Source organism: Umezawaea sp. Da 62-37 (assembly GCF_032460545.1).
In the GTDB taxonomy this organism is placed as follows: domain Bacteria; phylum Actinomycetota; class Actinomycetes; order Mycobacteriales; family Pseudonocardiaceae; genus Umezawaea.
The window spans coordinates 8,020,632-8,037,361 of the sequence record NZ_CP135965.1; the positions used below are offsets into that span (position 1 = coordinate 8,020,632).

Here is a 16,730-nt window from a genome sequence, read left to right on the forward strand (position 1 = left end):
GAGTCCACTGTGGACTGTGCTACTCCGCGGGGATCCTGGTCAGCTCGCGCAGGGCGTCGTGCCCGCCGTCGAGGTGTTCGCGGGCCCAGTCGAGCACGGCGGTCTCCTGCGCGAACAGGACGACCTGGCGTTCGGTGGCCAGCTTGAGCAGCAGGTCCAGGATGGCCGTGGTGCGGCCGTCGTCGGCCTGCACGGTGATGTCGTCGAGCAGCAGCGGGCACGTCTCGCCGGTGGTGGACAGGTGCTCGGCGAGCGCGAAGCGCAGCAGCAGGTACACCTGCTCCGCGGTGCCGAGCGACAGGTTCGCGGCGGGCCGCCACGGGCCCGCCGGGCCGCGGACGCTGACCTCGAGCGTCGCCGGGTCGACCCGCGCGTCGGTGTAGCGGCCGTCGGTGACGCCGGGCAGCCTGCCGCGCAGGGTGGCCGCCAGCGACGGCGCGATGTCGCGGTGCACGGCGTCCTGCGCGGCGGCGAGGTACTTCCCGGTCAGCGTCAGCGTCGTGGACAGGCTCGTGAGCGCGGCGACGTCGTCCTGGGCGGTGGCCAGCGCCTCCTCGGCCTCGGGGACGTCCGGGAGGGTGCGACCGCGTTCGGCCAGCGCGCCGCCGAGCTCGTCGGCGGCGCAGGCGACCTGCCTGGCCTCGGCGCGGGCGGTGGCCACGGCGGTCCGCGCCTCGGCCAGCAGCGCCTCGACCTCCTCGGCGTCGGCGGGCGTCCCGCAGGCGGCCGCCAGCTCGTCGCGCCGGGCCAGCGCGGTTGCGGCCTCCTCGGCGTCGCGCCCGGCCTCGGCCAGCAGTTCGGCGTGCTCGGCGCGGGTCACGACGAGTCCGGCCGCCAGCTCGTCCGGGGTCGAGTCGGCCAGCAGGGTCGTCAGCTCGGTCCACGCGTCGCGTTCGGCGGCGGCGGCGCGGAGTTGGTGCTCCCACCCGCGCTGCCACGCGTTCAGCGACGCCAGCAGTTCCGCGGCGGTGCCGGTCGGGGTGGCGGTGGCGTTCCCGTCCACCGCCCGCACGGCTCCGCGCACCAGCTCCAACGCCTTCGCGCGGACGCCCTCGACCTCCACCGCCGCCTCCTCGGCGCGGTCGCGTTCCACGATCGCCCTCGTCAGCACGTCCCGCTGCGCGGCCATGACGGCCTGCCGGGCGCCGAGCGCGCACGACCGCTCGTACCCCGCGAGCAGCTCCGAGACCTCCGCGCGGGGATCGGCCCACCCCTTGTCCGCCAACGCCGACCGCAGCTCGCCCGCCTTCCGGGTGACCGCCTCGGCGTACTGGCGGTGGTGCTGGTCCCACACCGCGCGGCTCGCGCGCAGACCGATCTGCCGCTCCGCCCTGGTGGCCAGCTCCTGGAGCACCAGCGGTTCCGCGGGCAGGCCGAGCGCCGCGCAGCGGGAGGTCGCCTCGACCACGGCGGGGCTGGTGCGGCGGATGTGCTGCCCGGCGCCGCGGCCGTCGGAGGTGGCGGACTCGACGATCCGCAGCACACCGACGAACAGCGCGGGCGCGAGCAGCGCGAGACCCGGCAGCCTGCCCGCGACCAGCAGCGCGACCCCCGCGACGCCCACCAGCCCCGCCAGCGCGGACACCGCCGTGCGAAGACCGGTCCTGACGGGCGGCGGGGGAGCGGCGAGCGAGGCCGCGAGTTCGCGCACCACGGCCGGTCCGGCGGCCAGCGCCGCGGTCAGCCGGGCGTCGCCGGCCCGGTCGACGATCACCGGACGGCGGCCCTCGTGCGCGGACACGACGGCGAGCGCGCGTTCACGGGCCAGCGCCAGCTCGTGGATCCGCGGCTCCACCTCGGTGTCGCCGGTCGGCGGATCCGGCACGAAGGCCAGCTCCTCGCGCAGTTCGGCCGCCGAGGACCCGGTCAGCCGTCGTGCCGACGGCACCGCCCGCCACGCCGCGAGGGCGGCGTGCACGATCCGGGTCACCTCCTCCTGCGCGGCCAGCCCCGCGGGCGCGGTGCCGCCGAACCTCGCGTCCAGCTCACGGGTCCTGGCCAGCCGCCGTTCGGCCTTCGCCACCTCGGCCGCGCGGTCGTCGGCCTTCTCCTTGGACCGCAACGCCTTGCGCTCCGCGGCGGTGTGCGCGCGGGTCGCGGCGAGCAGCTCGTCGAGCGCGGTCGCCGCGGTGTCCGCCCGGTCGGCCAGTTCCGCGGCGGCGTCGGCCTCGGCGCGGCGGATCTCCGCCTCCTCCACCAGTTCCAGGTACCGCTGGTGCGCGCCCTGCGCCTCGGCCAGGTCCTGCCGGGCCCTGGTCAGCCGGTCCTCGGCCACCTGGAGGGGAGTGGCGGAGTCGGGCCGCTCCCGGCCGACGTGGTCGCGGTGGAACACCTCCAGGCCCTCCAGCGCGGCCGCCGCGGTCGCGTCGGCGCCGGAGGTGGCCGCCGCCCGCCGCAGGTGGTCCCGCAACCCGTTCGCCGCCCCCAGCACGCCGAGCAGCTCGGCCTGGTTCACGCACGCGGTGGCCGCGAAGGACTTGCGGTCCAGCCCCAGCCACCGGCTCGCGTCCGGCGCGCCCTCGAACATCACCTCGGCGCTGATGTCCCGGCCCAGCCCCAGATCCGTGGCCCGGCAGCCCGTCCTGCCCGCCAGGTCCTGGTGCAGCTCCACCCGCCGCCCGTCGTCCAGCGCGATGATCGCGGAGACCTTCCAGTCCTTGTCGTGCCACGGCTTGTGCAGCTCGGCGAACCGGCGCTCCGCCGTCGTGGCCGCGCCGCGGCCGCGTCTGCGCCCGCACAGCGCCGCGTAGATCGCGGCGTGCCACGAGGACTTCGCCGACTCGTTGGCGCCCGCGACGACGGTCAGCCCCGGCGCCAGCTCCAGGGTCCGGTCGGTCAGCGGGCCGAACGCGTGCGCGGTGACGGACTCTATTCGCATGTCTTCCCCGTTCGTCCTTACAGCACGGCGAGTTCGGCGGTGCGGCCGTCCAGCGCGCGCAACCCGGTGACGAGCACCCGCCGCCGCGTGTCGTCGTCCAGGCGCCCGTCCGCGCGCACGTCGCGGACGAACCGGCCGCGCACCGTCGACTCCCCGGCGAGCGCGGCGAAGTCGACGGCCGGTCGGACGGACCCGAGGCGCACGCCCAGCGCCTCCAGGTGCGGTGCGCAGCGGGTGAGGTCGCCGGGGCGCAGGTCCGCGTCCGGGCCGACCTCGCCGCCGAGGGTGACCCGGACGACGCCCTCCAGGTCGGCCACGGCGGCGGCCACCCGCTCGCGGACCCGGTCGGCGTCCGCGACGCCGTCCAACTCCACGGCGACGTCGTGCACCCGGCTCGCCGCCACGTCGTAGCGCACCCGGTCCACCCGGCCGTCGTCGTGCACGGTGTGCAGGACCGCGCCCCGCGGACCGCCCTCGCCGAACGTGAGCGGATCCGGGTTGCCGGGGTAGGTGTGCCGCTCGGCGTCGCGCGGCACGTGGAAGTGCCCGAGGAACGCGTGGTGCAGACCGGCCCGCTCGACCTGGTCGGCGGTGAACGCGGCGTGCGGCGTCCGGCCTCCCTCCTGCACGGCGAGGCCGGTCAGCTCGGACCCGTGGAACAGCGCCAGGTGCACGCCCTCGCGGTCGACGGCGAAGTCCTCCAGGAACCCGTCGCCCTCCGCCGCGCCGCGGTGCGCCGCGCCCCACAGCGTGACGCCGTCGGCGAGCGTCTCGGCGACCAGGTGGTCCTCGGCGAACACGTGCACGTTCGACGACCACGCCACCTGGCGGTACGGGCTCCGCGGCCCGTACCGGTCGTGGCGGCCGGGCGCCAGGTGCACCGGCACGGCGGCCTCCTCGAACGCGTCGCGCAGGAACGCGGCGGTGTCGGGGGAGAAGCGCTCGTGCTCGTACAGGTCGCCGCCGCACAGCAGCGCGTCCACCCGCTGCTCGCGGGCGAGCGCGACGATCCGCCGCAACGTCGTCCGCAGCGCGGCCCGGCGGGTCCGCGCGTGCCGCGGCCCCACCCCGTGGAACGGCGTGTCCAGGTGCAGGTCGGCGAAGTGCAGCAGCCTCATCCCCATCTCCCGGCCCCGACCTCGACCCGCGGCCGGGGCAGCAGGTCCGGCAGTTCGGCGAGCAGCTCCCCGGCCAGCCGCGCGGTGTCCGCGTGCCAGGAGCGCAGCTCGTCGACGGTCGGCGCGATCTCGTAGTCGTGGTGGTGCGCGGCCCGGCGCAGCGCGTGCCACAGCCGCGCCACGTCCTCGGCGACGTCCTCGTCCACGTACCGCGGCAGGCTCAGCAGCATCGCGTGCGTCGAGCCGCTCGGCCCGCACCTGGTGGCGCACAACGCGACGACGGCCCGTTCCAGGGTCGTGCGCAGCAGCCAGGCCCCGCACCGCACCCGGACCCCGTCGAGGGTGCGTGCGTCGGAGAGCATCCGCTCCACGTGCGCCAGCCGGTCGAGCACGTTCCGGTCGTTCACTTCAGCCCATCTCTCAGCCAGGTGGTGAGGCGTTCGGTGTCGCGGATCAGCGTCCGCAGGTCTCCGACGCGGGGTCTGCCGGTGCCCTCGCGGCACGCGTGCAGCACGTCCACGGCCCACGGGCCGAGCACGTCGGTCAAGTGCGGCAACAGGTTCCCGTTCGCGGCCAGGTCGTCGAACACCGCGAGCGAGATCCGCTGGCGGGTGGTCAGCGCCTGTTCGAGCACCCGCTCCACCTCGGCGTGGGACTGGCCGCGTTCCAGCCGCACCTGGCGGAACCTGGTGTCACCGGCCGATTCCAGCGCGGCCCGGCAGCAGGCGGCGACGAGTTCGGCGCGGGCCTCGTCGGGCAGGTCGTCGGTGGTGCGCATCGCCCGCGCGTCGGCCAGGTAGCGGCCGACCGGGTCGTCGCACATCCGCACCTGCACCACGGAGTTCCCGCCGCGGCACACCTCCCAGACGGTCGCGGGCAGCCGCAGCCTGCGGACCGCTTCGACGAGCCGCTCGTCGTGGGTGAAGACCACGACCTGGCGGGTGAGGCCGACGTCCGCGAGGACCTGGGCGAGACCGTCCACCTTGGCCGGGTCCATGGCCTGCACCGGGTCGTCGATCACCACGAACCGGAAGGGGCTCTCGTCGACCACGGCCCTGGGCAGGAACAGCGCCAGGGCCAGCGCGTGCAGTTCCCCCTGGCTCATCACGGCGAGCGCGGCGTTCGGCACCCCGTCGACCGACACGTCCAGCTCCACCCGCCGGTCGCCCCGACCGGTGCCCTCCAGGTGCGCGGTGCCCAGGTCGACGTTGCTCTGCTGACGAAGGCGCTGCCAGATCCGCTGCGACTCCTTGGCGAAGGGCGCGATCCGCTCGGACCTCAGCAGCGCCGCGGTTCTTCGGATCCACGTCTCCGCCTCGGTCACGTCGGCCAGCACCTGCTGGTCGGCGAGCGCCCGTTCGGCCTGCGAGTGCCACTCGAACAGCGCGAGCGCCATCGGCCGCCACAGCAGGTCGCGCTTGGCGATCTGCTCCTGCGCCACGGCCCTGAGCGCGTCCACGGCCGCGAGCACCGCGGCGTACCGCGCGGGCAGGTCGCCGCGCAGCCGCACCGGGTCCTCGTAAGCCGCGCACTCCGCCCACGCCGTCCACGCCGCGCGAGCCGCCTCGGCGTCCAGGAGGCCGTCGACCTGCCTGAGCAGATCGGGCACCCGCCGGCACAGCGCGCGGGCCGCGGCGGTCGCGGTGTCCAGCCGGGTGCCCGCGTCGTGCAGCGCGGCCGCGGCGGCCGCCAGCGTCTCCGCCCGCCGCGTGGTGGCCACGTACCAGCGCCGGTCCAGCACACCGGTTCCGCAGACCGGGCACGCCTGGTCGCCCTTGGCCTCGTGCAGCTCCAGCGACACCCGCAGCACCTCGCTGGTGCGCAGGCAGGTCTGCGCCCCGTCGGTCGCCACCGCGGCCACCGACGCCAGCGCCGCGTCCAGGTTCTCCAGGCAGTGCGCCAAGTCCACCGCGGTCGGCAGCGGCAGCTCGGTCACCTGCTGGAGCAGCGGCATCCCGCCACCGCCCACGTCCGTGCCCAGCGCCAGGTCCGCCAGCGCGTCGAGGTCGGGGTGCTCCTTCCCGAGCAGTTCGGCGGCCCGCCGCGCCCGGCCGTCCGACGACGCCGCCAGCTCCGCGCGGATCCTCGCCCGCCGGTCGTGCGGCCGCGCGACCACGTCCGCCAAGCGCTTGCGGTGCTCGGCGAGCCGGTTCTGCGCGTCCGTGATGGTTCCCAGGCCCAACAGGCTGTGCACCGCGTCGTGCAGCTCGCTCGGTTTGCCCTCCAACGACTTGCCCAGCTCGCTGTAGGGCAGGAACGGCCGGTAGGTCTCCAGCGCGGCCCGCCACCTCGGCTCGTCGAACGGCACCGGCTCCCCACCGCTGCGCCGCTCGGTCCACGTGCCGCCGCCGAAGTCGTCACCCGCCCGCCACGCCCGCCGGATCGTCGTCGCGCCCTCGTGCCCGGCCCGCACCAGCGTGACCGCCACCGACGTGTCGCCCGGCCCGTGCAGGTTGCGCCACCCCTGCCGCCAGACCTCGTTGAGCGAGCGGGTCCACCGGGTGTTGTTGCCGGTCAGCGCGAACTCCGCGCCCTCCGCGAAACTCGACTTGCCCGAACCGTTGCGCCCGGTGACGAGGGTCAGGCCGGGTCCGCTGGCCAACGGCAGGTCGACCTCGGGCCCGATTCCGCGGAACCCCTTGACCCTGATGCCGGACAGGAACATCCCGCCGCCAGGCCCGCACCGGGGGTGGTCCGGGGGTTCGTCGTCCCCGACCACGCCGTCGAGGGTCTGGTCGAGCGCTGCCTCGCCGCGGCAGGCCGCGACGACCAGTTCGGCGGCGCGCGGGGTCAGCTCCCGATCACTCGCCACCCGGCTCAGCATCAACCCGTGTAATCCGGTTTCGGCAACCGCCACCGTTACGTCTCCTCCTCGTGCTGATGCACGGCTAGGCGGGAAACGTAGGCGCAACGAAAGTGCTTACTGAAGGGTGTTCACACGATCGAGTGGATGGGGATTGGGGGGTGTGGTGTCTGTGCGTAACCGATGTCGGGGGGAATTGGGGTGGTCAGGTAGTGATGGATGCTCGAATTCGGGTGGGCGGGGTGGGGGGATTCTTGGTGTGGGGGAATGGGGGTTTTGGGGCTGTGTTGGGGGGCGGGTTTAGGGCGGCTGCGTTTGGGTTTTGTGGTGGGTGGACATGCCTGCACCCGGTCGCCGAGTGTTCTAGCCTTGCCTTCGCTTGTCAAGACGATAAAGCTATCTTGACAAGCGAAGGCAAGCCCAGAGCGGCTTCGTATCGGGTGCAGGGGTAGGTCTGACTACGCCAGCATCCGGTGCTCCGCACCGGACGAAGCATCAGGCTGCGCCTGACTGGGCATCCTGGGCTGCGCCGTCGGACTGGGCGGCTGGCTTTGTCGTGTGAGCGTTAGTTTTCCCAGACCTGGATTGCCCGTACTACGAAAGGTGCGTTGGGGACGTAGGTGCCGCGGCCTGGATAGGTGGTGAATTCGGCTTCGGTTGAGCAGGTTTCGCCCTGGTAGACGCTGGCGTCCCTTGTCAGGCGGTTCACGAACGAGTGGGCGATGAGTCCGGCGGGTAACGGGGTGCATTCGCCGGGGTTGGCGGTTTCCAGGTCGAAGTGCTTGGTGGGGCCGGTGTAGTCGGGGGCGGACCAGAGGCAGAATTCGCCGGGGTCGCATTTCGGTGTGTCGGATTCCTGGGCGTTGGCGGTGCCGCTGGAGACCAGTGCGGCCGTGGTGATGGCCAGGGCGGTGAGCAGGGTTCGGGTCGACATCGGTTACCTCCGTGGGATTCGCCGGCCGGTACAGACTCGGCTGTTCCGCGGAATCCTGTGTGGACGTTCGATGTGGTTCACCTGATTGTGTGGGCGGAGCACCGGATGGCTATTCGAGCTTCTTGAGCAGTGCGAGCGCGTCGCGCGGGGCCATGACCTTCGCGTCGTTGTCGAAGTAGACGTACACGTCGGCGGTCGTCGACCAGGTGCGGATCTTCGCCGCCCACCGGTCGAGGGCTTCGTCGGTGTAGCCGCTGACGTACAGCTCGTCGGCGCCGTGCAGGCGGACGTAGACGAAGTCGGTGGTCACCTCGTCGACGAGGGGGTACTTGCCCGCGGAGTCGGCGACCACGGCGGCGATCCCGTGCTTGTGCAGCAGCTCCGGGAAGCTCGGGGTGAGGTAGCTGGGGTGGCGGACCTCGACCGCGTGGCGGAGCGGGCGGTCGAGGTCGGTGGTGGTCCACGACGGGTCGACGCGCTCGTCGTGGTGGGTGGCGAGTTCGGCGGCGGCGGTCGTGGTGCGGGGGAGGTTGGTGAGGAACTCGTCGAGCAGCACCGGGTCGAACTGGAGGGTCGGGGGGAGCTGCCAGAGGATCGGGCCGAGTTTGGGGCCGAGGGCGAGGACGCCGGAGGCGAAGAAGTTCGCGAGGGTGTCCTCGCTGTCGCGCAGGCGCTTGAGGTGCGTGATGAACCGGCCGCCCTTGAGCGAGAACACGAAGTCGTCCGGGGTCTGCGCGGCCCACTTCAGGTAGCTGGACGGGCGTTGCAGGGAGTAGAAGGAGCTGTTGATCTCGACCGAGGTGACCAGCTGGGACAAGTGCTCCAGTTCGCGCTTCTGCGCGAGGCCTGGTGGGTAGAAGACGCCGCGCCACGGCGGGTACACCCAGCCCGATGTTCCGATCTTGATCCGATCCATCGGGCCATGCTGCCGCAGCGGCGCCAGGTTCGGGAACTTGACCTTGAACCGGTCGAACCGGATGCTCGGAAGGGTGATGGGACGAACGCACGCGCTCACCGGGTGGTGTGCGGGACTGGGGATCGCCCCGCTGCTCGGCCACGGCGACCTCGCCGGGGCGGTGCTCGTCGGCCTGGTGACCGCCGGCTTCGCCCTGCTGCCCGACTTCGACCACCGGCACTCGACCGCGTCGCGCTACCTCGGCCCGCTCACCGGGGCGCTGTCGTGGCTCCTGCGGAAGTCGTCGCGGTACGTCTATGCGATCACCAAGGGGCCGCGCGACGAACCGGTGACCGGCGAGCACCGGCACCTGTCGCACACCGTGCTGTTCGCCGTGCTGCTCGGCTACTTCACCGCGGGCGCCACGCAGCTCGGCGGCAAGTGGGCCGTGCTGGGCGTGGCGGTGTTCGCCGTGCTGCTGGCGGAGGCCGCGCTGGGCGACTGGGTGGCGGTGCTGTCGGTGGGCGCGGTGGTGTGGTGGCTCATCCAGTTCGGCCTGGACGAGGCCCTGGTGCAGCTGGACGGGCTGTCCGGGGTGCTCGGCATCGCGGTGGCCGTGGGCTGCTTCGTGCACTGCCTCGGCGACTCGGTGACGGTGTCGGGCTGCCCGTTCCTGTTCCCGCTGCCGATCGCGGGGGAGACCTGGTACGAGCTGCGGCCGCCCAAGTGGCTGCGCTTCCGCACCGGCGGCCCGGTCGAGACGATGTTCATGTTCCCGGTCGTCGCCGTGGGGGCGCTGCTGCTCATCCCCGGCGCGTGGACCCTGGTCACCTCGATCATCCCGGCCATCCATAAGTTGACACAACCCGGCTCAGGTTAGTTGTTGCTGCTGGCATGATGTCCGGCATGGGGCTGCTCGCCGTGAGGGATTTCCGCCACCTGTGGGCGGCCGACGTGATCAGCCAGGTCGGCACCGGGCTCAGCCAACTCGCCGTGCCGCTGCTGGCGATCTCGGTGCTGGACGCCTCGGCGTTCGAGGTGTCGCTGCTGAGGGTCGGCCAGATGATCGCGTTCCTCGCGATCGGTCTGCAGGTCGGCGTGTGGTGCGACCGGCTGCGGTGCCGTCCGCTGCTGATCGCGGCCGACCTCGGGCGCGCGGCGGTGCTGTTCAGCGTGCCGGTGGCGGCGTCGCTCGACGTGCTGACGCTGTGGCAGCTCTACGGGGTCGTGCTGGTCACCGGCACGCTCACCGTGGTGTTCGACATCGCCCACCCGTCCTACCTGCCCCGGCTCGTGGGCCGCGAACACCTCGTCGAGGCCAACACCCGGCTCCAGCAGAACCGGTCCGTCGCCGCCGTGGCCGCGCCGACCCTCGCCGGCGGCCTGGTGCAGTGGGTCGGAGCGCCGGTCGCACTGCTCGTCGACGCCTGCACGTACCTGTGGTCCGCGCTGTGGCTGCGCACGATCCGCACACCCGAGCCGCGGCCGCCGCGGGCGGAGGACCGGCGGATGTGGTGGGAAGTCCGCGAAGGCCTGGGCGCGGTGTCCGGCCATCCCGTGCTGCGGGCGTTCGGCGGTCACGGCGCCACGATGTCGCTGTTCCAGTCCGCGCACACGGCCGTGGTCGTGGTGTTCCTGGTCCGCGACATCGGCCTGCCGGCGGGCGTGATCGGCCTGCTCGGCAGCGTCGGCCTGTTCGGCGCCCTGTCGTCCGCCCTGCTGACCGGCAGGCTGGCCCGGTGGTTCGGCGGCGCCAGGGTGCTCCTGGTCGGCGGGATCGGCTGCGGCGTCGCGTTCCTGGCGTTCCCGCTCACCACGCCTGGCCGAGGGCTCGGCTGGTACGTGCTGGCCATGTTCGGCACGAGCTTCGGCATCATCTGCCTGTCGATCCTCCAGGTCAGCTACCAGCAGGCCGTCTGCCCACCGCACCTGCTCGGCCGGGTCAACGCCACCATGCGATTCCTGATCTGGGGCGCCATCCCGCTCGGCAGCCTCCTCGGCGGCGGCCTGGCCACGGTCCTCGGCGCGCGCGGCGCCATCACGATCGCCGCCTTCGGTGTGCTGCTGTCGGCGTCGTGGCTCGTGCTGTCGCCACTGCGTGGGATGCGGGAACTTGGTGCCGCGGTGCCCGGTGGGTGAGGGCGAACTTGCCGGACGCCTACCAGAGGGCGTTCTGGATCGGGTTGGACAGGATTCCGAGGCGTTCGGACAGGTCCACGGCGTTGTAGGGCGCTGCCCCGCTCATGGTGTTGTCGAAGTACACGAACACGTCCCGCTCCACCGCCCACTCCTGCACCCTCTCCACCCACCCGTCCAGCGCGTCGGACGGGTAGTCGCCCAAGTACAACTCCCCAGGCCCGTGCAGGCGGACGTACGCGAAGTCGGCGGTGACCTCGTCGAAGACCGGGAACTTGCCGCCGGAGTCGGCCAGGACGGTGGCGATGTTGTGGGAGCGCAGCAACTCCGCGAACTCGGGGGTGTCGAAGCTGTCGTGGCGGGCCTCGATGGCGTGGCGGGCCGGGGGGAGGGAGTCGAGGAACGTGGTGAAGCGGGCGGGGTGGAAGGGCAGGGACGGGGGGAGTTGCCAGAGGATCGGGCCCTGTTTGGCGCCTAGTTCGGAGATGCCGGAGGCGAAGAACTCGGCGAGGTCGTCGTCGACGTCGCGCAGGCGCTTGGTGTGGGTGATCAGCTTCGGGCCCTTGACGGACAGGACGAAGTCGTCGGGGGTGCGGGTGGCCCACGACCGGTAGTTGGCCGGGGTGCGCAGCGAGTAGAAGGTGCCGTTGATCTCGACGCTGTTGACCCGCGCGGCCAGGTGCTCCAGTTCCCGCTTCTGCGACAGGCCCTCCGGGTAGAAGGCGCCGCGCCATTCCGGGTAGGTCCAGCCCGAGGTGCCGATCCTGATGTCGTGCATCGAGCGGTTGTTCCCGGTTCGGCAGTGATCGAAACAACAGTGGCACGCGGCTCGTACGGGGGTACTACGGAAGGAGCACCCGCCGTGGCGAAAGCGAGATCCCGATGACCAGCACGCTCACCTCCCCGTCCACGCTCGTCGAAGACCGCGCCGCGCTCGTCGCCGAGGTATCCGCGCTGCTGGCGGACAAGCCCGGCCTGCTGGCCGCCTACGGGACGGTGGCGGTGCTGCGGGGCTTCGACCGGGCCAGTCGGGAGGCGCGGGACGCGATCACGGCGGTCGTGCGGGCGCGCGGGGGCCGGGTGCTGGACCTGACGGCGGCGTCGTGCGCGGGAGGGGTGCAGGACCTGCCCGCGGTGGACCTGGTGGTGGCGGTGAGCCGGTCGGCGATCGGGACGGCCGAGCAGGCCGCGGGCACCTGGGGCGTGCCGCTGCTGGCCGTGGCACCCCTGTAGGACTACAACCCGGCGCGGTCCAGCGCGAAGCCGATCACGTGCGGTACGGCGGCGTCGCTGGGGTCGGCGGCCAGCGCCACCGCGCACGGGCACTCGCCCAGGTCGCGGCCCGCGACCGCGCACAGGTAGACGCCCAGCACCCGCAGGTTGCGCGCGGTGTGCCGCTGGCGGGTCATCCCCTTGAACGGCACCCGGCAGTGCACGGCCTTCGCGAGGTCGAACGTGACGTCCGGCCGCGGTTCCACGGTGACCTGGGTGTCCAGCTCCTCGGCCAGTTCGGCGACGCGACCGCAGGACGTGCGTTCGACCATCCTCGGGTCCAGCCGCGCCACGAGCCTCGTGCGCACCTCGTCGCGCCACCCGGTGTCGCCGTCGAGGAACTCGGTGAGCTCGTCGAGGCGCACCGGAACCGGTTTCCCCGGCCTGCGATCGCGCACCCTGCGGCGGTGTGTGTTCATAGGTCGAGAATCGGACCGCCCTGACCTGTTCCGGACACCCTCACCCGGCTGCGTGGCCGTTGTTACTCGCCCGTACCAACGGAACGCGGCCCGCGAACCCGGACCGTGTGGTGCAGCTACCCCGGACGTGGGCCCGTTCACGCGGTTCGGGGCCACCGGTCGGTGGAAGTCGTGGTAACAGCGAATCATCCGCCATCGATAATGGTGGCATGACAGACGGCTTCACGTTGGCGGACAGGATCGTGGCGCTGCTGGGCCACTTCCCCGACGGGCTCACCGACGCGCAGATCGCGTCGCAGTTGCGGGTCGTCCACGACCAGGTCAACTCGCGCTGCCGCACGCTCGCCGACGCGGGCATCCTGCACCGCGACGACTTCGGTCGTCCGATCATGAACAGCCTGGTGACCGAGCTGCCCAGGGCCGGGATCAGGACGAACCCCGCCCACGAGTGGTACTGGGAGGGCAACGTCCTGGCCGAGCTGGTCCGGTACTTCGAGATGGACGGCTGGGTCTTCCTGCGCGGCGACCGGATCATGGCGCAGCGCGCCGGACGGCTGCTGCACGTCGAGTCCAAGGGCTTCCCGACGAAGCGGTCCACATCGGACTCCAAGCCGCCGCACCCCATGGAGCAGGCCGAGGCCTGGTTCGCGGACTCGCTGCTGAAGGCGCTGCGGCTGCGGCAGGACTGCCCGGACGACGTCGTCGGCATCGGCCTGCCGGACTTCGTCTGCTACCGCGAGCTGGTGGCCGACACCGCGGACGCGTTGCGCGCCATGCGGATCGACGTGTTCCTGGTGCGCGCCGGCGGCCGCGTCGACCGCGTCGACGACCACTGACGCGAAAGCGCCCGGTCCCGTGAACGGGGACCGGGCGCTTCCACGCGTGCGGGACTACGCGGGCAGGGAGGCCACACCGGGTGCGAGGAAGCGCTGCCCGGTCACCTTCTCCGAGATGCCCTCGCGGTCCAGGTAGGGCGTGATGCCGCCCAGCCAGAACGGCCAGCCCGCGCCCAGGATCATGCAGAGGTCGATGTCCTGCGCCTCGGCCACGACGCCCTCGTCGAGCATGAGCCGGATCTCCTCGGCCATGCCCTCCAGCGCGCGCGCCTTGACCTGGTCGGCGGTCAGCGGCATGTCGCCGAACTCCCAGAGCGCGGCGACCTCGGGGTCGACGGTCTGGTTGCCCTGCGCGTCCCACTGCCACACCGCGGTCTTGCCCGCGGCGACGAACTTCGCCATGTTCGGGCTGACGCTGAACCGGTCCGGGAACGCGTCGTGCATCGTCTCGGACACGTGCAGCGCCACCGCGGAACCCACCAGCTGCAACAGGATCAGCGGGCTCATCGGCAGGCCGAGCGACTCGGTGGCCTTGTCGGCGACCTCGAACGGCGTGCCCTCGTCGATGGACTTCACGACCTCGCCCATGAAGCGGGTGAGGAGTCGGTTCACCACGAACGACGGCGCGTCCTTCACGAGCACGCAGGACTTCTTGAGCTGCTTGCCGACCGAGAACGCGGTGGCGAGCGACTCGTCGTCGGTCCGCTCGGCGCGCACGATCTCCACCAGCGGCATGACGGCGACCGGGTTGAAGAAGTGGAAGCCGACCACCCTTTCCGGGTGCGCGAGCTTCGACGCCATGTCCGTGATGGACAGCGACGAGGTGTTGGTGGCCAGGATCGCCTGCGGCGACACGTGTTCCTCGACCTCGGCGAACACCTGCTGCTTCACCGCGAGGTCCTCGAACACGGCCTCGATGACGAAGTCCGCGTCGGCGAACGATGCCTTGTCCAGCGAACCGGTCACCAGCGCCTTGAGGCGGTTGGCCTCGTCCGGTGAGACGCGCTTCTTGCCGAGGAGCTTGTCGACCTCGGAGTGCACGTAGCCGACACCCTTGTCCACCCGAGCCTGGTCGATGTCGGTCAGCACGACCGGCACGTGCAGGCGGCGGGCGAACAGCAGCGCCATCTGCGACGCCATCAGACCGGCGCCCACGACGCCGACCTTGGTGATCGGCCGCGCCAGCGACTTGTCCGGCGCGCCCGCGGGCTTCTTGACCCGCTTCTGCACCAGGCCGAACGAGTAGAGGCTCGCCCGGAGCGTGTCGCTCATCAGCACGGTGGCCATGGCCTCGTTCTCGGCCGCGTAGCCGCGGTCGAGGTCGTTCCCACGGGCCAGTTCCAGCAGTTCCAGCGCGTGCTCCGCGCCGGGGGACGCGCCCTTGGTCTTGCCGTGCACGACGGCCTTGGCCCGCGCCACGGCGGCGTCCCACGCCTCGCCGCGGTCGATCTCCTTGCGCGGCGGGGTGATCTCGCCCGCGAGCACCTTCGCCAGCCAGCCGAACGACTGCTCCAGGAAGTCCGGGGACTCGAACAGCGCGTCGGCGATGCCCATCTCCAGCACCTGCGGGGGCTTGAGCATCTTGTTCTGGTTCAACGCGTTCTCGAAGATCACGGTGACCGCGGCGTCCGCGCCGATCAGGTTCGGCAGCAGCTGCGTGCCGCCCCAGCCGGGGAACAGGCCGAGGAACAGCTCGGGCAGCGCGATCGCGCCCGCGCTGGCCGACAGCGTCCGGTAGTGGCACGACAGCGCCAGCTCCAGGCCGCCGCCGAGCGCCGCGCCGTTGACGAACGCGAAGGTCGGGATGGTCGAGTCGGTGAACTTGCGGAACGTGCCGTGCCCCAGTTCGCCGATCATCATGGCCTCGTCGCGCTGGTCGCCCTCGACCGCGCCGAGGTCCGCGCCCACCGCGAAGATGAACGGCTTGCCGGTCACCACGATGGCGGCCGGGCCCGCCGCGGCGGCCTCGTCGTAGGCGGCGCTCAGACTCAACAGGCCCTGCGGGCCGAACGTCGACGGACGCGTGTGGTCCAGGCCGTTGTCGATGGTGATCACGGCGACCCGCCCGGCGACACCGGGGACGTCGACCAGGCGGGTGGTCGAGGTGGTCACGACCTCCTTGACGTACTTCGCCTTCGCCTCTTCAGGGGACAGCGCGGTCACTTCGTCTCTCCCGTCCAGAGGGGGTTCTCCCAGATCACGGTGCCACCCATGCCGATGCCGATGCACATGGTGGTGATGCCGTAGCGCACGTCGGGGCGCTCGGCGAACTGCCGGGACAGCTGCGTCATGAGCCGCACGCCCGAGGAGGCCAGCGGGTGGCCGGTCGCGATGGCCCCGCCCCACTGGTTGACCCTGGGGTCGTCCTGCTTGATGTCGAAGTGGTCGAGGAAGGCCAGCACCTGCACGGCGAAGGCCTCGTTGATCTCGAACAGGCCGATGTCGTCGATGGTGAGACCGGCGCGCTTGAGCGCCTTCTCCGTCGCGGGCACCGGGCCGATGCCCATGACCTCGGGCTCGACACCCAGGAACGAGTAGCCGACCAGGCGCATGCCGACGGGCAGGCCGAGCTCGCGCGCGGTCTCCTCCTCGGCCAGGATGCAGCCGGTCGCGCCGTCGTTCAGGCCCGCCGCGTTGCCCGCGGTGATCCGGCCGTGCGAGCGGAACGGGGTCTTGAGCTTGCCGAGGTCCTCCAGGGACGTGCCCGGACGCGGCGGCTCGTCGGCCGTGGCCAGGCCCCAGCCCTTGTCCGCGGAACGGGTGGCCACCGGCACGAGTTCGGGGCCGATCCTGCCCGCCGCCACGGCCTCGGCGTACTTGGCCTGCGAGGCCACGGCGTACGCGTCGGCGCGGTCCTTGGTGATCTCCGGGAACCGGTCGTGCAGGTTCTCCGCGGTCTGGCCCATGACCAGCGCCGAGGTGTCCACGATCCGGTCGGAGATGAAGCGCGGGTTCGGGTCGACGCCCTCGCCCATCGGGTGGCGGCCCATGTGCTCCACGCCGCCCGCGATGACCACGTCGTAGGCGCCGAACGCGATGCCGCCCGCGGCGGTCGTCACGGCCGTCATGGCGCCCGCGCACATGCGGTCCACGGAGTAGCCGGGCACCGACTTGGGCAGCCCCGCCAGCAACGCGGCGGTGCGGCCCAGGGTCAGGCCCTGGTCGCCGATCTGCGTCGTGGCGGCGATGGCCACCTCGTCGACGCGCTCCGGCGGCAGTTCCGGATGGCGGCGGAGCAGTTCGCGGATCACCTTGACCACCAAGTCGTCGGCGCGGGTCTCCGCGAAGATCCCCTTGGGTCCGGCCTTGCCGAACGGCGTGCGGACGCCCTCGACGAAGACCACGTTCCGAACGCCACGAGCCACGTCGTGTCCGCTCGGTGCCGGCGCTGCTGGTGCGGCCACGGCGTCTCCTCCACGTTGAACCGATGTTGGGAAAG

14 protein-coding genes are annotated in these 16,730 nt (G+C 72.2%); 4 read left to right on the plus strand and 10 right to left on the minus strand.

What is annotated here, in order from left to right:
* Positions 1 to 19: 19 nt before the first annotated feature.
* From RM788_RS37090 to RM788_RS37115, 6 genes are all read right to left on the minus strand, one after another.
* A complete protein-coding gene (locus RM788_RS37090) occupies positions 20 to 2,878 on the minus strand; it encodes an AAA family ATPase (protein ID WP_315923943.1) in 2,859 nt (952 codons plus the stop codon).
* Positions 2,879 to 2,895: 17 nt separating this feature from the next.
* Positions 2,896 to 3,996 carry a metallophosphoesterase family protein gene (locus tag RM788_RS37095; protein WP_315923945.1) on the minus strand — a complete coding sequence of 367 codons (1,101 nt, stop codon included), beginning with the start codon at positions 3,994 to 3,996 and terminating at the stop codon, positions 2,896 to 2,898.
* Entirely contained in the window at positions 3,993 to 4,403 is a 411-nt protein-coding gene (locus RM788_RS37100) for a hypothetical protein (RefSeq protein ID WP_315923947.1), read from the minus strand. Before RM788_RS37100 ends, RM788_RS37095 begins: the two co-directional genes overlap by 4 nt.
* Complete coding sequence (locus RM788_RS37105; protein ID WP_315923950.1) at positions 4,400 to 6,853, minus strand: AAA family ATPase; 2,454 nt, start codon at positions 6,851 to 6,853, stop codon at positions 4,400 to 4,402. The genes RM788_RS37100 and RM788_RS37105 overlap by 4 nt, the downstream gene beginning before the upstream one ends.
* Positions 6,854 to 7,364: 511 nt before the next feature.
* Entirely contained in the window at positions 7,365 to 7,733 is a 369-nt protein-coding gene (locus RM788_RS37110) for a peptidase inhibitor family I36 protein (RefSeq protein ID WP_315923952.1), read from the minus strand.
* A gap of 109 nt (positions 7,734 to 7,842) precedes the next feature.
* Complete coding sequence (locus RM788_RS37115) at positions 7,843 to 8,649, minus strand: DUF72 domain-containing protein (protein WP_315923954.1); 807 nt, start codon at positions 8,647 to 8,649, stop codon at positions 7,843 to 7,845.
* 73 nt (positions 8,650 to 8,722) lie between these two features.
* Between RM788_RS37115 and RM788_RS37120 the strand changes: the two genes are divergently transcribed.
* Together RM788_RS37120 and RM788_RS37125 are read left to right on the plus strand one after the other, a co-directional pair.
* Complete coding sequence (locus RM788_RS37120; protein WP_315934852.1) at positions 8,723 to 9,508, plus strand: metal-dependent hydrolase; 786 nt, start codon at positions 8,723 to 8,725, stop codon at positions 9,506 to 9,508.
* Between the two features lie 26 nt (positions 9,509 to 9,534).
* Positions 9,535 to 10,767: an MFS transporter gene (locus RM788_RS37125; protein ID WP_315923956.1), complete on the plus strand. Its 1,233-nt coding sequence runs from the start codon at positions 9,535 to 9,537 to the stop codon at positions 10,765 to 10,767.
* 19 nt (positions 10,768 to 10,786) lie between these two features.
* Here RM788_RS37125 and RM788_RS37130 read toward each other — a convergent pair whose 3' ends face one another.
* The gene (locus RM788_RS37130; protein ID WP_315923958.1) at positions 10,787 to 11,542 is read right to left on the minus strand and encodes a DUF72 domain-containing protein; all 756 of its coding nucleotides are present in this window, start codon (positions 11,540 to 11,542) and stop codon (positions 10,787 to 10,789) included.
* Between the two features lie 104 nt (positions 11,543 to 11,646).
* Between RM788_RS37130 and RM788_RS37135 the strand changes: the two genes are divergently transcribed.
* Positions 11,647 to 11,997: a hypothetical protein gene (locus tag RM788_RS37135; protein ID WP_315923960.1), complete on the plus strand. Its 351-nt coding sequence runs from the start codon at positions 11,647 to 11,649 to the stop codon at positions 11,995 to 11,997.
* A gap of 2 nt (positions 11,998 to 11,999) precedes the next feature.
* Here RM788_RS37135 and RM788_RS37140 read toward each other — a convergent pair whose 3' ends face one another.
* A complete protein-coding gene (locus RM788_RS37140; protein ID WP_315923963.1) occupies positions 12,000 to 12,455 on the minus strand; it encodes a hypothetical protein in 456 nt (151 codons plus the stop codon).
* Between the two features lie 209 nt (positions 12,456 to 12,664).
* On the opposite strand from RM788_RS37140, the gene RM788_RS37145 reads away from it, so the two are divergent.
* Positions 12,665 to 13,291: a hypothetical protein gene (locus RM788_RS37145; protein ID WP_315923965.1), complete on the plus strand. Its 627-nt coding sequence runs from the start codon at positions 12,665 to 12,667 to the stop codon at positions 13,289 to 13,291.
* Between the two features lie 54 nt (positions 13,292 to 13,345).
* Here RM788_RS37145 and RM788_RS37150 read toward each other — a convergent pair whose 3' ends face one another.
* Positions 13,346 to 15,454, minus strand: coding sequence for a 3-hydroxyacyl-CoA dehydrogenase NAD-binding domain-containing protein (locus RM788_RS37150; RefSeq protein WP_315923967.1), 2,109 nt, complete (start codon positions 15,452 to 15,454; stop codon positions 13,346 to 13,348).
* Complete coding sequence (locus RM788_RS37155; protein WP_315923969.1) at positions 15,451 to 16,695, minus strand: thiolase family protein; 1,245 nt, start codon at positions 16,693 to 16,695, stop codon at positions 15,451 to 15,453. Before RM788_RS37155 ends, RM788_RS37150 begins: the two co-directional genes overlap by 4 nt.
* Between the last annotated feature and the right edge of the window lie 35 nt (positions 16,696 to 16,730).